Raw genomic sequence first — 14574 nt, 5'->3', positions numbered from 1 at the left:
ATGCTAAAGAATATCCTGTTCCATTTGGATACAGATGACGTCGCGCAGAAACAACTGGAGCGGGATGCTGCCCCAGAGATTCTTCGCTTGCACAGGCTCAACCTGAATGCGTTCCAGCGACATATCCCGTCAATTTATCAACTGCTTGCCAGAAAAGAAGTACAAACTGCCTCAGTCTTTTGCAATAAATTTGGCGAATTAAATATCGTTGACCGTCAAAGTTCACGCGTTATTTACGGTCTGCATCCGCGGCAAGAGGTTACTTCTCAGTTTCTTTCTTACTGCGAAAATGCGCTGCGTTACGACATAGCCGACACGACTTGCATGGATGAAAAGTCACACCCGGATCTCCCCAGCCCCTACGCAAAAAAACTGGTCTCCTCTACCCGGCTCCCGGACCGTATCGGCGTCATGGTTGTGTTGGGGATTGGTCTGGGCTATCACATTGAAATGCTGCTTGAAAAAGTACAGATCGATCACTTCATCATTTATGAGCCGGATACGTCGTATTTCCGCTCGTCAATTTCTGCAGTTTCATGGCAACATTGTCTGGATGTTGCGAAACGGAAAAATACAGCGCTTTACCTCCAGGTTGGCAAAGATGCACGTGATCTTGCGACTGATATTTCTGAGTTGGCCGAGCATGTGTCGTTTGAACACTTTTACCTGTATAAGCATCTGAATCACCCCGTCTTTAACCAGGTCGTCAGTGCGCTGTCCGAACTTAGCTGGCAAGGGTTTACGCATTGGGCACTTAATGCCCGTCAACTTTCGCGAATAGATGAACAAGTGCCATTATGGCGTCCTGTGATGAATTTACCGGCATGGCGGTCTGACTATCTGGACAGTGAACGTTTTGAGGCGAATTTGGCCGCGTTGAAAACGTATTTCCCCGCCATTTATAAAGAATTCAGTGAGTACACGCCCGATAAGTGGGTTCCACTTGCCAATCAGCACGGCGATGTAAACGTATTTCATGTCTCATCAGTTGTGTCGTTGTACGGTGAAGCGCCGGAGCAAGAGTGCGAGCAAAGCATTGACGGCTTTTCACAGCGTCCGAATAAAGATGGTCTGGTACTGGGCTATCGAGGCATAAAACTAAAACGTTACTTTCACTATCAATTAGTCGCAGATGTTGAGACTGTGCTGAATGATATTGAGGAGTCACAAGGTAACTTACCGGATGTGATTAAATCCATGATCATATTCGGTTTGGGGCTCGGCTATCAGTTACCCTATTTATTTGAACATCATGATGTGCAGAAGCTTTTTATCTGTGAGCCTAATCGCGATTTCTTTTATGCCTCGTTATATGCCATTGACTGGGCGCTTATCCTGAAAAAAGTGGACGAAAGCAAAGGGCGGCTTTACCTGAATATTGGTGATGATGGCAACCATTTAATCAACGACCTGTTGACACAGTTTCACTCTATTGGCCCCTATGTATTAGCAAACACCTACTTCTATCAGGGCTATTACAACCCGACTCTGGTGAGTGCTGTGGCACAGTTGCGTGAGCAGTTGCAGGTAATCATTTCGATGGGGGATTATTTTGACCACTCTAAACACGGTATTGCTCATACCCGCTGGTCGATTGAGCAAGGTATCCCCTTTTTGCGCAATGATGTCAGTCAGAGGCTGACCCCTCAACAACTTGAAGTTCCCATTTTTTTGGTCGGGAATGGTCCCTCGCTTGACAGCCTTCTGGATACAATTCAGGAGTATCAGGATAGCGCTATCATCGTGTCATGTGGTACGGCGTTGCAGACGCTTCACCGACATGGGATAACGCCAGATTTTCATGCTGAAATTGAAATTAATCGTGCGACCTACGACTGGGCAACGCGAATTGGCGATCCGGACTATCTAAAGCAGATCACGCTGATAAGTTGTAATGGCATTCATCCTGACACGTGTGGTCTTTATCGCAATACGTTGCTGGCCTTCAAACAAGGTGAGTCATCCACCGTAACAGTCACTGAGCTGTACAAAAATCATCCCTACGCGTTACTAAATTATGCCTATCCAACAGTGTCGAATTTTGCCACTGATATGTTCACAACCTTAGGCTTTTCTCAGATATACCTACTGGGTATCGATATGGGATTTGTCGATGAGAAGTACCATCATTCGAAGAGTTCAGGATACTATAAACTTAATGGCGAAGAGCTCTATGATTACGCCAAAAGAAACGACACCTCGTTGGTCATAGAAGGCAATTTCCGTCCCTTCGTGAAAACCAAGTTTGAGTTTAAAATGTCAAAAATGGTGATGGAGCGGACGTTACAGAAAAGCACTGCGGAGATTTACAACCTCAATGACGGTGCAAAAATTATCGGCACACAGCCCCTGAAAAAGGACAATGTGTTGATTCTCGCTGAGCCGGGCCTGAAACAACAGACTTTGCAGGCCATCCACGATAACGCATTTGCTTCTTTTGATTTGGATGATTTTTCTTCGCGGTTTAATCAGCGTTATCAGTACGCGGCACTGGTGGAAGAGCTACATGCTTTTACCCCGCTGATTGCCGGGGAGGTGATGACGCGTGATGACGCGGATGCGCTGATCAACCGGCAACGTGACTTTACCGTATCTTCTTTTGCGCGCAAAAAGAGCCTTCTGTTTTTCTACCTCAACGGCACACTGAACTTTGTGAATTCAGCCTTAAGTAAAGTGATGAACGTTGACAATGATGAAGTGTGCATTGCGGCTTATAACCAGATCCTGGAATACTGGCGAACAGCATTCAGTGACATCTCCGCTGCGCTTGAGTTCGATGAAATGGGATTTGATTTTATCCCTAACTTCATTCGTCAGCGTCAACGGGTCTCGTTGTTGCACTATTTTGCCGAAAACGATCATGGCATTGTGATTAACCATCCTGAGACGGAGACGTTGTTCGATGTGATGTTAGCCGGTTATGCACTGCAGTCGTTAGACTATACCCCTTCGCAATCCGGACAGTCCTGGTCTGTGGCGTTGCTTGATGGTCAGACATCGTTACCTGACAGCGATGGGAACAGGGCAATCTGGATAGCGAGAAGTGAAGAGGAGTTTGTTGAGGTCGCCGGTGGGCAAGCGTTAGTGTACCTGCCAGGGGACGCAGCACAGCCAGGCATATCTCCGGTCTGTAACGACTTCTATCGGTTATATGTTGCGCTGCTGGCAACCACATGCTGTGACAAAATTCGTTATATCTGGCCCAAAGTCAGTTTAGATTGCCAAACCCAGCAGGTAAGTGATTATTATAATCTGGATTTAGTTGAAGGCTTATATGCATATGAGTGCTATGATTTTATTGGCTTTTCAACACAAATGCTTACCAGTGATGAAATGTTTATGGGATCAGGTGATCGTTTACGTTATTTACCACATGTCAGAGAGCGGCATTTAGTGGTTGGCGAGCTGAACCTTGAACGTCAGGAGCAGGAAAAAGCAAAGCTAAAAGAACAATTTCCTCGTTAAAAGAGAGAAGATAATGACGCTATTTAATAATAAATCCATTCTCATCACCGGCGGCACCGGCTCCTTTGGGCAGCGTTTTGTCGATCACCTGATAAAAAACGGTAATCCGAAGAAAGTCATTATTTACTCTCGTGACGAACTCAAGCAGTTTGAAATGCAGCAGAGGTTTAACCAACCCTGTATGCGTTATTTCATTGGTGATGTGCGCGACAAGGAGCGTCTGATTACGGCAATGAAGCAAGTGGATTTTGTTGTCCACGCAGCCGCACTGAAACAGGTGCCTGCAGCAGAGTACAACCCGAACGAATGCATAAAGACCAACATTAACGGTGCGCAGAATGTGATTGACGCTGCAATTGCCTGCAATGTGACCAAGGTCATTGCACTGTCGACGGACAAGGCCGCCAACCCTGTAAATTTGTACGGCGCCACAAAGCTCGCCTCCGACAAACTGTTTGTCGCTGCCAATAATATTTCAGGCGCCACAGGGCCACGTTTCTCCGTAGTGCGCTACGGCAACGTAGTGGGCTCGCGCGGCTCGGTTGTGCCGTTTTACCGTCGCCTGTTAGCGGAGGGCTGCACCAGGCTGCCGGTAACACACCCGAATATGACGCGCTTTTGGATCACGCTCGAAGAAGGGGTGGAGTTTGTTGTTAAGAACTTCTCGCGTATGCAGGGCGGGGAAATCTTTATTCCCAAGATACCGTCTATCCGTATTCTTGACCTGGTAAAGGCCATGAGCGGCAGCGACGAGTATGAAAACATCGGCATTCGTCCGGGCGAAAAAATGCACGAGGTGATGGTGCCGGAAGAGATGGCGCACCACTCCGTTGAGTTTGACGATCACTATGTTATTGCACCTGCTATCACGTTCTTCGACAAGAACATCAACTATGCGAAGAATAAGTGCGGTGAGACCGGTAAGCCGGTTGAAGAAAACTTTGAGTATCATTCAGGTAAAAACCCGCACTTCCTCAGTGTTGAGGAATTACGCGAGCTGGACAAACTGACCCAATGATCCCCTACGGCAAACACTCTATACAGGCCGACGATATTGCGGCGGTGACTGACGTACTGGAGAACGGTTTTCTTACCCAGGGTAAGATGGTGCCTGCCTTTGAAAAGGCGTTGTGTGAGGTCACCGGGGCGACAGCGGCGGTGGCGGTTAACAGCGGAACATCGGGGTTACACATCGCCTGTCTGGCGTTAGATATTGGTCCCGGCGATCTTGTCTGGACGGTTCCCAATTCGTTTGCCGCGTCTGCAAACTGCGCTCGCTACTGCGGGGCCGATGTCGACTTTGTCGATATTGATCCGCACACCCGAAACCTGTCATTGTCCGCGCTGGAGGCAAAACTTAAGGATGCACAACGCACGGGACGTCTTCCTAAGGCGCTGGTGGTAGTGCATTTTGCCGGCAGCAGTTGCGATATGAAAGCGATTGCGGCATTAACCGACCCATACGCCATTCATCTTATTGAGGATGCGGCGCATGCACTCGGCGCAAGCGACGCGGAAGGAAATAAGGTTGGGGCCTGTCGTTATGCCGATATGGTCGTCATGAGCTTTCATCCGGTGAAGTCAATTACCTCCGCCGAAGGCGGTGCGGTACTGACTTGCGACGCGGAACTTGCAACTAAACTTCGGCTTTTTGCCAGCCATGGAATTACCCGCAATCCCGACGCTCTGCCTCCGGGCCATGAAAACGAGCCCTGGTTTTACGCACAGCAGTTACTGGGGTACAACTATCGTCTGAGTGACGTGCATGCCGCGTTAGGATGTTCTCAGCTGATGCGCCTGACAGCGTTTATCGACGCACGTCGAGAACGCGCGAAAGCGTACCAGTCGGCACTGGCCGACCTGCCTCTCAAACTGCCGGTATGGGACGCTAACAGCGCATGGCATCTCTACATGGTGGAAGTCACACAGCATGATCGCACACACGTGTTTAATCAGTTGCGTGAAAAAGGCATTGGGGTGAACGTGCACTATATTCCGATACACCTGCATCCTTACTACCAGCAACTCGGGTTTCATGCTGGTCAGTTCCCGGTCGCCGAAGCGTATTACCAGTCGGCAATCACACTGCCTTTATATCCTGACCTGTCTGCCGATAACCAAAATACCGTAGTGAAGGCGTTGCGAGAGGTTTTACTTTGAACATTGCTGTTATTCCCGCGCGTGGCGGGAGTAAACGTATACCGAAAAAGAATATCCGTGAATTTGCCGGCAAACCCCTGATAGTGTATTCCATCGAGACCGCGCAACAAAGCGGGGTCTTTGATCACATTGTGGTATCAACGGATGACAGGGAGATTGCCGACACGGCAAGACGATATGGTGCGACCGACATTATTATGCGTCCACCGGAACTGGCCGATGATTTTACGGGTACCACGCCAGTGGTACGGCATGCCCTCAGGGTTATGGTTGAACAAGGCGCCAGACCAGACTTTGTGTGCTGCATATACGCTACCGCGCCCATGCTTAAGGCCCGTTATCTTCAGCAGGGGCTTGATGCACTGCGACGTCACCCGAATAAACAGTATGCGTTTTCGGTTACCTCGTTTGCTTTCCCAATCCAGCGCGCCATCCGTATTGTCGGGCAGGAAGACGCGCCAGGCGTTGAGCCGGTAAACCCTGAGATGATGGGAAAACGCTCGCAGGACCTCGAAGACTGCTATCACGATGCCGGGCAGTTTTACTGGGGACGGGCTGACGCGTTTGCGCGACCTGAAGGGGTATTTCAGCATCACAGTATCCCGGTTATTTTACCGCGTCACCTGGTACAGGATATTGATACCGAGGAAGACTGGGTGCGTGCAGAGCTGATGTATAAGGCACAAAAAGAACACGATGAAACACGCTGAAAAAATACTTCTCATAAGAATGACTAAGGCTGCCGACGTACTCAGTATTGGTGTGCCTGCGCTGCGTTTTGTCAGAGACAATGCACCCGGTGCAGAGGTGCATGTACTCACTCATGGGGATGGCGTAAGAATTATGCAACTGGCTGAGCCGTCGGTACCACTCCGACAACTCTCAGGCGGCAACTGGCCTGATGACTTCCTGCAGGGAATGGAAGCGTTTCTTGATACTGCAGAAGGCATTATCAATGAAGGCTATACACAAATCATCAATCTCGATACGGCCTTTCTGCCGTGTTTTCTTGCGCGATTTTTAAAAGATGCCGGACAGACCGTAGCAGGTAACTGGCTGAGCATGGCAGTACCGGATCTGATTGATGCTATTCAGCGTCAGACGCTGACCGCGGATTTTGTGAATTCAGCTGAAAATTACCTGCAAAGCAGCTGGCTGAGTATGCATCAGTGGCATACCGAATGGTGGGCAAACATGACCCCGCCGGATTATGGCTACGCCGAGTTTTATTTGCGCCGCTGCTGTGGCTTTTCCGCTATAAGGGTGGACATGCAACTGCCTCTGCCTGCGCAGGTAAAACGTGACACGGTGGCAGTGTACCTGCCCGACTATCCTTATCTTGACAGCCTGATGGCCTCGCTTGCCCGGGCCGGTATTGACACATTCAGTGTGCCCGCAGATGCACTTCGTCATGATGCGCTGACCGGCATACAGCAAAGCCGGCTGCTGGTCACCCAGCCGGCGCTGAGTTTCTGGCTTGCGCGCGCAATGGATACGGCGACGCTGCTGGTACCGGGTGAACTCGAGCCACGTGTGCTGATGCCGGATTATGCTGCAGAACCTGCGCTGACGCCTACCCCTGTTGAAGTCCTGAGTGAAGGCATTGTTTCCCTGATGCGAGGTTCCCATGAAGCATAATGTACGGATAGGAAACCGAATTATTGGCCCGGACGAGCCGCCGTTTATCATCGCGGAGCTCAGTGGTAATCACAGCCAGGATTATGATCTGGCACTGGCTATGGTTGAGGCGGCCGCACGATGCGGCGCACATGCAATCAAGCTGCAAACTTATACGGCGGACAGCATGACGCTGGATGTCAGCCGTGATGAGTTCATGATCAAGGAAAAAGACAGCCTGTGGTTTGGTGAGAACCTGCACAGCCTGTACGAGAAAGCGGCGACACCCTATGAGTGGCACGCCCCCTTGTTTAAACGTGCGGCAGAGCTTGGCATGCTGGCATTCAGCTCGCCATTTGACGGTGACGCGGTTGACTTTCTCGACGGTCTTGGCGTGCCGTGCTTCAAGATTGCCTCGTTTGAGTTAACCGATCTGCCACTCATTCGTAAAGCGGCAGAAAAGGGCAAGCCACTGATCATGTCTACCGGCATGGCGTCACTGGCTGAAATCGAACAGGCGGTTGCCTGCGCGCGTGAGCATGGCTGCGATGATATTATTTTGCTGAAGTGCACCAGCACCTATCCGGCCGACCCGGGTAATACCAATTTACAAACCATTCCCAATATGCGCGACGCGTTTAACTGTCAGGTCGGGCTGAGCGATCACACGGCTGGTGTGGGTGCCGCCGTGGCATCGGTGGCATTGGGCGCGACGGTAATCGAAAAGCACTTCGTTCTTGACCGGCAGGCCGGAGGCGTCGATGCGGCCTTTTCTCTGGAGCCGGCAGAACTGGCGTTACTGGTAGAGGAAACGGCGCGTGCCTGGAAGGCCATGGGGCAGGTGCGATATGGCGGTAGTCAGGCAGAAGAAGCTGCCAAGCAGTACCGACGCTCAATTTATGTCGCCGCGTCGGTGCGAGCGGGAGAGACATTCAGCGAACAGAACCTCAAAATTGTCCGGCCAGCGTTTGGACTTGCGCCAATGTACTGGGACGACGTGATTGGAAAAACCGCGGCAGTCGATCTGGAAAAGGGCACCGCACTGGGCTGGGAGCATATTCGTCAGTGAGGCCTGTGGTTTTTCGTGTTGCTGCCGGTACCCGTACCGGATTGGGGCATTTAATGCGTTGCCTGGCACTGGCTCAGGCGGCAGATGAGGCGCAGTTCCCGGTACAGTTTGTTCTCGATGATGAGGCCGCGACCCTGGCGAAAGCCAGACATGACTGGCACTACCCGGTTCAGATACTGCCCCCGGTCCTGAATGAAGTCGCGCAGGGACAGTGGCTGGCTGAATTTTTGGCACAGGAAAACGCCGCCGTGTTGGTGGTGGATGGTTACGCGTTCACGCCAGTCATACTCAGCGCAATAGACCGTGAAAAGACCGCCGTAGTGGTGATGGATGATGGCCAACAGACCTTATCTGGCTATGCGGATATGGTTGTTAATCCTGCGACAGTCAGCCTGGATGCAGCCTATCAGGCGGCACGTCCGGGTATTGTGTGTGCTACCGGCAGCGCGTACCGCTTGTTGCGCAGAGAGTTTGCGCTTGGCCGCGTACTGCCCATCGCCCAGCGCCATGGCCTGGTTGTGAGCCTCGGCGGCAGCGACCCCTGTAATCTGACCCTGCCGCTGCTTAAGGCGCTGGCGCAGCTGACCCAGGATATGCCGGTAAGAGTCATTACCGGCGCGGCCTATCCGTATCGCCGGGAGCTTGAGGACTGGCTGTCTGCAACCGCGTTGCCGGTTCAGCATATCCATAATTGTCAGGATATGGCAGCGGTCTGGCAGCATGCACGGCTCGCGGTCAGTGCCGCAGGGGGCAGTCAGTTTGAACTGGGCGTCTGTCAGACCCCGGCTATTCTTGTCGTGGTTGCGGATAATCAGCGTAACGCCACGGCGCAGGCACTGAGCGAAGGCTGGTGTGAAAGTGTTAACGGGCATGATGAAGGTGTCTGTGAAGCGCTCGCCAAGCGGGCGCTGGCATTGTATGAAGACACGACCTTATTGCAGCACATGTCTGATAATGCAGCCGGGCATTATGATGCCGAGGGGGCGACGCGTGTGCTGCAAAAAATGATGGAGCTCACCCGATGATCAGCAAAAAAAATACTGAGAACGGCGTAGTGATTGAGGGCTATCAGGTCAGACTTCGCCCCGTCGCATCGACGGATCTCGACACCTTACGGACATGGCGTAACAGTGAGTTTGTTGCGCGTCAGATGTTGTCTACCGCGCATATCAGTGAGGCACAACAGCAGCAATGGTTTACTACTATCGCCGCGTTACCCAGTCAGCAGCACTGGGTAGTGGAATATCGCGACAAACCAATAGGCGCAACCAACGTGAAGTCAGCCGACGGTGAGACCGCTGTTGAACATGCACGTGTGCTGGAACCCGGTTTGTACATCGGCGATCCTGCCTATCAGGGAAATATCCTTGCGTTTGCGCCAACGCTGGCATTGTATGATTACTGTTTCGGGGAACTCGGCACTGCACGTTTTCGCGCGGTGGTAAAGGCAGATAACCTTGCCGCCCTTAAATACAACAGGCAACTGGGGTATGACGTGGTAAGTGAGGGCGAATTAGTTGAGCTGCACTTGCACGCTGATGCGTATCAGCGGCAAACTAGCGCGTTAAGGCAACTGCTTTCGCGGCCACGCAGCAACAATAAGAAAAGGGGATAGTGTGGATAATCAGCAAAAACTGGTTCAGGTTTTCGTGGACGCACTCGGTATCAGTGCCGATGACGTCACCGACTCGCTGACCTACAACACCATCAAAGAGTGGGATTCGACGGCGCACATGATTCTGGTTGCAGAGCTGGAAGACCGTTTTGATATTATGCTGGATACCGACGATATCATTGATATGAGCTCGGTGGCGAAGGCGAAAGACATTCTGACGAAGTATGACATCACCTTCTGAGCACGAACACACGTCCGGGACCGCTGTGCTGGTCACCGGGGCGACCGGGGATATTGGCCAGGCGATTGTGTCACGGCTGGTGAGCACCGGCGTGTCTGTGTTTTGCGCGGGACGCGACGACGACAGATTAGCCGCACTTGTCGCTCAGCATGGTGATGCAGTGATACCGCTTTGTTACGATGTGTGTGATGAAGCGGCGGTGAAAACCGCATTTCGTACCCTGCAGCAGACGCTGTCGGCCATGCCTGCATGTTCGCTAAGCGGGCTGGTTAACTGCGCCGGCATGATGAAAGAATCGGCGCTGGCGGTCACCAGCAGGGCGATGCTTCAGGCTCATCTCGATGTCAATTACCTGGCTGCCTATCAGCACATGCAACTGGCCAGCCGGCTGATGATGAAAGCGCGCTCCGGCAGCATTGTGAACGTGGTGTCTCAGGTTGGCGAACTCGGCAGTGCCGGCATGAGTGCCTACGCAGCCAGTAAAGCCGCGCTGACCGGAGCAACCTATTCACTGGCGAAGGAACTGGCAGCCGTGGGCATTCGCGTGAATGCGGTGTCGCCGGGTTTTATCGACACGTCGTTGACGCGACATTATGACCAGAGTGCGAGGGAAAAAGTGCTGTCCCGCATTGCGATGAGACACGCCGGTCGCGCAGAAGATGTCGCAAACGCGGTTCAGTATTTGCTGAGTGACCAGTCTGCCTACATAACCGGTCAGGTGCTGAGTGTCGACGGGATGTTTTGTCCGTGAGCAGGCAGGTAGACTTTGTCCTGGCGTTGTCATCCTTCGGGGAACGACCGGCATTGTGTGACGACAGCGGCACCTCGCTTAGCTATACGGCACTGACCGAGGCAATAGACAGTACGACGACAGCCTGGCGTGAGCTTATCCCGGTTGAACGTCCGCTGATTATGCTGGAGTGCCGGCAGAGTATAACGACGGTCATCAATTATCTCACCTGCCTGGCGAATCAGTGGCCGGTGATGATGGTTAACGAGCAGGTCGGCACCGCCGCGCGTGATGAACTGCGGCATCGTCTGCCTCCTCACCTGGTTGTTACGGACACACGCTGTCATGCTGAACATACCGCGGTGCATGATATGGATCCCAGACTTGCCGTACTGTTGTCCACTTCAGGCTCAACAGGCGGCGGCAAATGGGTCGCGCTGTCGCATGACAATATCAACGCCAATACCACCTCGATTCTGGCCTACCTGCCCATCGCGCAAGAGGATAATGCCCTTGCCAGTCTGCCGTTTTCCTACTCTTACGGGTTGTCGGTGCTACATACGCACCTGGCGAAAGGGGCACAGTTAACGCTGACGCAACGCTCGCCGATGGAACGTGATTTCTGGCACTTGCTCAGTGAGGCGCAAATCACGTCGCTTGCGGGCGTTCCACACTGGTATGAAATGCTTGCCCGCCTTGGTTTTTGTCGCAAAGCGTTCCCTTCATTGCGTTACATGACACAGGCAGGCGGTCGCCTTCAGTCGCGCTTCGTCAAGGAGTTCGCGCGTTACGCCGATAACCACGATATGGCACTGTATATTATGTACGGACAGACAGAAGCGACGGCCCGCATGGCGTATCTGTCCCCCGATAAGGCGCTGACAAAGCCTGAAGCCATTGGCCAGGCGATACCGGGCGGAGAATTTGCCCTGCGTGATGAGGCCGGCGAACTGGTTACCTGTTCCGGCGTGGCGGGAGAACTGTGTTTTAAAGGAAAAAATGTGATGCTCGGGTATGTTCATAGCGTTGATGACCTGGCCACGTTTACGCCCCCCGATTGGCTTGAGACCGGTGATATCGCGTGTCGCGATGACGAGGGGGATTATCATGTGGTAGGGCGCAAAGCCCGTTTTATTAAGCTGTTTGGCGAGCGCGTAAATCTGGATGGGCTGGAAGGTCTGCTGGCTAATGCTGGTCTGGATGTGAAGTGCTACGGTCAGGATAACGCCCTTACCGTCTGTTGTCTGACCGGACAGGCCAGCATGGCTGGCGAGGCGGTAAAAGCATACGTCAACTGTCCGCCCAAAGCGGTGCGCATCGCCGAGGTGGATGCCTGGCCGTTACTCAGTAACGGCAAGACCGATTATCGTGTGCTTGCGTCATGTACTGCGTCACAGGGAGAAGGTGCGCATGACTGACTATGAAAACGCCTATGCGGCCTTGCTGGACGCCGGCATATTTGCGCAGGCTCAGGCGCAAAAAAGTGCGTTATTGCTGCGCTGTCTGAATAGTCTGACGCAGCATCATGTACAGCACTGTGATGCCTATGCGCGCATTGTGGGTGATGCCGCCCCTGCGGCCAGCCTGACCGAAGTCCCTTATCTTGCGGTGCGGCTGTTTAAGCTGATGCACCTCAGCAGCATACCGGACAATGAGGTATTCAGAACACTTACCTCATCGGGTACCACCGGTCAGACACCCGCGCGGATCACCCTGGATCGTGAAACCAGTGCCAGACAAAGTAAGGCGCTGGTGGCCATTATGCAGCAGTTTATTGGTAAGCAGCGCCTGCCCATGCTGATTATTGACAGCCCTGACGTGGTAAGGAACCCTGCGTTTTCGGCCCGTGCCGCGGGAATTCAGGGCATGGCGTTTTTCGGACGTAAGCCTGTGTATGCGCTTAATGAAGACATGAGCCTGAATGTTGAGGCGGTCAGCGCCTTTTGTGAAGCACACCAGCACGAAGCGGTGCTTATTTTTGGTTTCACCTTCATGGTCTGGCTGCACTTTGTGCAGGCACTTGAGCGTGAGGGCATGACGCTGTCACTGACAAAAGGGCGTCTGATACACAGCGGCGGCTGGAAAAAACTTATTGATCAGCAGGTCGACAATACCACCTTCAAGCGAACCCTAAAGGCGGTGACCGGCGTGCCGTTTGTGCACAATTTTTATGGCATGGCAGAACAGGTCGGCAGCGTGTTTGTTGAATGCGAGCAGGGACATTTACATGCCTCGGGGTTGTCTGATGTGATTGTGCGTGATCCCGTTACGCTGAGAGTGGCAAAAACAGGCGAAACCGGGCTCATTCAGGTGTTGTCTGCCATTCCAACCAGTTATCCCGGTCACAGCCTGCTGACAGAAGATCTTGGCTATGTGCTTGGCGCTGATGATTGCGCCTGCGGCAGGCCGGGGAGATACTTCCACGTGACCGGACGGCTGCCGAAGGCAGAAATCAGGGGCTGCAGCGATACCGGAGGGAGCGTATGACAATCGAACTGATCATCCCGGTTGCCGGTAACACCGAATGCCAGAGTCCGGCACAGCTCCCCGCCGTTACCAGCGACAATGCCATGGTTCGGGATCCCCTGGTACTCGACTTTTTGCAAGCCTTGTCCCGGGCACTGCTTGGTCAACCTGGGAATAAAGCGTTTCCTGAGCTGGTCGCATTGGGGTTCTGGCTGCGTCCGGCACAGCTTGAGCAAATGCTGGACGCGTCTGCAAGTGGATTACGCAAACCGCTGGGTCTGGTAGTGCATTACACGCCAGCGAACGTGGATACCATGTTTGTTTACAGCTGGGTCTGCGCCTTATTGATGGGCAACCGCAACATTGTCAGGCTGAGTCAGGCAGCCAGTCTTGCCAAGCAGGCTCTGCTGGACACGCTGTCGTCGTTACTGCAGCAACCTCAGTGGCAGCCGGTTGCGCTGGCAAATCAGTTTATTTTTTATGACAAACAGGATGCGCATACTGGCGAAGCGCTCAGCATGCTGGCTGATGGCAGGGTGATTTGGGGCGGCGACGACAGTGTTCGCCAGATCCGTTCGCTGCCGCAGCGTCCGCGTTGCCGGGATATCAGTTTTGCTGACCGCTATTCGGTAAGTGTGATCCACGGTGACACGCTGACCAGCGACAACCTGCTCTCGCTTTCCCAGGCGCTCTGGCGTGATCTCGCGCCGTACCAGCAGCAGGCCTGTTCGTCACCGCGGATAGTCTACTGGCTGGGTGATACGGAGTTACAACAGCGCTTGTTCGAACAGGTGGAGCAACTGGCCGCCGCTGAGGCACGTCCGGCCAATCAAACCAATGAACAGCTGGTGTTCAGCCAGTGGTTACAGGCCAGTGGCAGCGCTGACCGTCCGCTGACATCCGGGGCGCTATGGGTACTCCCGACTACCCGTGCAGACGCCATAATTGACGAGCATCCGGGCTACCATATTGTCCTGTTGCAGGAACTGGCTGAGCTGTCTGACCTGGCGGGGCTACTGCGCGACAAGGTGCAAACCATCAGCTATGCCGGCATTGACAAGCCGGACTGGATCAAGTTTATGCAGGCGCCGTCGATAAACGGGGTAGAGCGTATTGTGCCACTTGGACAGGCGCTGACTTTTACGCCTGTATGGGATGGTTACGATCTGTTCAGTGAATTAAGCAGAAGGGTGACTGTCGCGTAGGCCGCG

The 14574-nt window shown here is 53.0% G+C and carries 13 protein-coding genes; all 13 read left to right on the top strand.

Going from position 1 to position 14574, the window contains the following annotated elements; translation table 11 throughout:
• The 13 genes from AB1N33_RS05515 to AB1N33_RS05455 are packed head-to-tail and all read left to right on the top strand — an operon-like array spanning position 1 to position 14568.
• Positions 1 to 3465, top strand: coding sequence for a 6-hydroxymethylpterin diphosphokinase MptE-like protein (locus tag AB1N33_RS05515; protein ID WP_411270542.1), 3465 nt, complete (start codon positions 1 to 3; stop codon positions 3463 to 3465).
• Between the two features lie 13 nt (positions 3466 to 3478).
• Positions 3479 to 4483, top strand: a complete 1005-nt coding sequence (gene pseB, locus AB1N33_RS05510; protein ID WP_411270541.1) for a UDP-N-acetylglucosamine 4,6-dehydratase (inverting) — start codon at positions 3479 to 3481, stop codon at positions 4481 to 4483.
• The gene (pseC, locus tag AB1N33_RS05505; RefSeq protein ID WP_411270540.1) at positions 4480 to 5625 is read left to right on the top strand and encodes a UDP-4-amino-4,6-dideoxy-N-acetyl-beta-L-altrosamine transaminase; all 1146 of its coding nucleotides are present in this window, start codon (positions 4480 to 4482) and stop codon (positions 5623 to 5625) included. Before pseB ends, pseC begins: the two co-directional genes overlap by 4 nt.
• Positions 5622 to 6335 carry a pseudaminic acid cytidylyltransferase gene (pseF, locus tag AB1N33_RS05500; protein ID WP_411270539.1) on the top strand — a complete coding sequence of 238 codons (714 nt, stop codon included), beginning with the start codon at positions 5622 to 5624 and terminating at the stop codon, positions 6333 to 6335. The genes pseC and pseF overlap by 4 nt, the downstream gene beginning before the upstream one ends.
• A 19-nt stretch (positions 6336 to 6354) precedes the next feature.
• Positions 6355 to 7263, top strand: coding sequence for a hypothetical protein (locus AB1N33_RS05495; protein ID WP_411270538.1), 909 nt, complete (start codon positions 6355 to 6357; stop codon positions 7261 to 7263).
• Positions 7253 to 8311: a pseudaminic acid synthase gene (gene pseI, locus AB1N33_RS05490; protein ID WP_411270537.1), complete on the top strand. Its 1059-nt coding sequence runs from the start codon at positions 7253 to 7255 to the stop codon at positions 8309 to 8311. The genes AB1N33_RS05495 and pseI overlap by 11 nt, the downstream gene beginning before the upstream one ends.
• A gap of 5 nt (positions 8312 to 8316) precedes the next feature.
• Entirely contained in the window at positions 8317 to 9336 is a 1020-nt protein-coding gene (gene pseG / locus AB1N33_RS05485) for a UDP-2,4-diacetamido-2,4,6-trideoxy-beta-L-altropyranose hydrolase (protein WP_411270536.1), read from the top strand.
• Positions 9333 to 9926, top strand: coding sequence for a GNAT family N-acetyltransferase (locus tag AB1N33_RS05480; protein ID WP_411270535.1), 594 nt, complete (start codon positions 9333 to 9335; stop codon positions 9924 to 9926). The genes pseG and AB1N33_RS05480 overlap by 4 nt, the downstream gene beginning before the upstream one ends.
• Position 9927: 1 nt before the next feature.
• Positions 9928 to 10167, top strand: a complete 240-nt coding sequence (locus AB1N33_RS05475; protein WP_411270534.1) for an acyl carrier protein — start codon at positions 9928 to 9930, stop codon at positions 10165 to 10167.
• Entirely contained in the window at positions 10151 to 10918 is a 768-nt protein-coding gene (locus AB1N33_RS05470) for an SDR family NAD(P)-dependent oxidoreductase (RefSeq protein WP_411270533.1), read from the top strand. The genes AB1N33_RS05475 and AB1N33_RS05470 overlap by 17 nt, the downstream gene beginning before the upstream one ends.
• On the top strand, positions 10915 to 12315 hold the full coding sequence (locus tag AB1N33_RS05465) for an AMP-binding protein (RefSeq protein WP_411270532.1): 1401 nt from the start codon (positions 10915 to 10917) through the stop codon (positions 12313 to 12315). Before AB1N33_RS05470 ends, AB1N33_RS05465 begins: the two co-directional genes overlap by 4 nt.
• Positions 12308 to 13384, top strand: coding sequence for a LuxE/PaaK family acyltransferase (locus tag AB1N33_RS05460; RefSeq protein ID WP_411270531.1), 1077 nt, complete (start codon positions 12308 to 12310; stop codon positions 13382 to 13384). Before AB1N33_RS05465 ends, AB1N33_RS05460 begins: the two co-directional genes overlap by 8 nt.
• Entirely contained in the window at positions 13381 to 14568 is a 1188-nt protein-coding gene (locus AB1N33_RS05455; RefSeq protein ID WP_411270530.1) for an acyl-CoA reductase, read from the top strand. The genes AB1N33_RS05460 and AB1N33_RS05455 overlap by 4 nt, the downstream gene beginning before the upstream one ends.
• Positions 14569 to 14574 lie beyond the last annotated feature (6 nt).

This window comes from Alteromonas nitratireducens (assembly GCF_040812025.1).
Classification (GTDB): Bacteria; Pseudomonadota; Gammaproteobacteria; order Enterobacterales; family Alteromonadaceae; genus Alteromonas; species Alteromonas nitratireducens.
This window is presented reverse-complemented; position numbering and strand designations above follow the sequence as displayed.

Excerpts from the sequence above, each read along its gene's own strand:
- AB1N33_RS05515 (WP_411270542.1), top strand. The coding sequence starts at position 1 with ATGCTAAAGAATATCCTGTTCCATTTGGATACAGATGACGTCGCGCAG.
- pseB (WP_411270541.1), top strand. The coding sequence starts at position 3,479 with ATGACGCTATTTAATAATAAATCCATTCTCATCACCGGCGGCACCGGC.
- pseC (WP_411270540.1), top strand. The coding sequence starts at position 4,480 with ATGATCCCCTACGGCAAACACTCTATACAGGCCGACGATATTGCGGCG.
- AB1N33_RS05495 (WP_411270538.1), top strand. The coding sequence starts at position 6,355 with ATGACTAAGGCTGCCGACGTACTCAGTATTGGTGTGCCTGCGCTGCGT.
- pseI (WP_411270537.1), top strand. The coding sequence starts at position 7,253 with ATGAAGCATAATGTACGGATAGGAAACCGAATTATTGGCCCGGACGAG.
- AB1N33_RS05480 (WP_411270535.1), top strand. The coding sequence starts at position 9,333 with ATGATCAGCAAAAAAAATACTGAGAACGGCGTAGTGATTGAGGGCTAT.
- AB1N33_RS05470 (WP_411270533.1), top strand. The coding sequence starts at position 10,151 with ATGACATCACCTTCTGAGCACGAACACACGTCCGGGACCGCTGTGCTG.
- AB1N33_RS05460 (WP_411270531.1), top strand. The coding sequence starts at position 12,308 with ATGACTGACTATGAAAACGCCTATGCGGCCTTGCTGGACGCCGGCATA.
- AB1N33_RS05455 (WP_411270530.1), top strand. The coding sequence starts at position 13,381 with ATGACAATCGAACTGATCATCCCGGTTGCCGGTAACACCGAATGCCAG.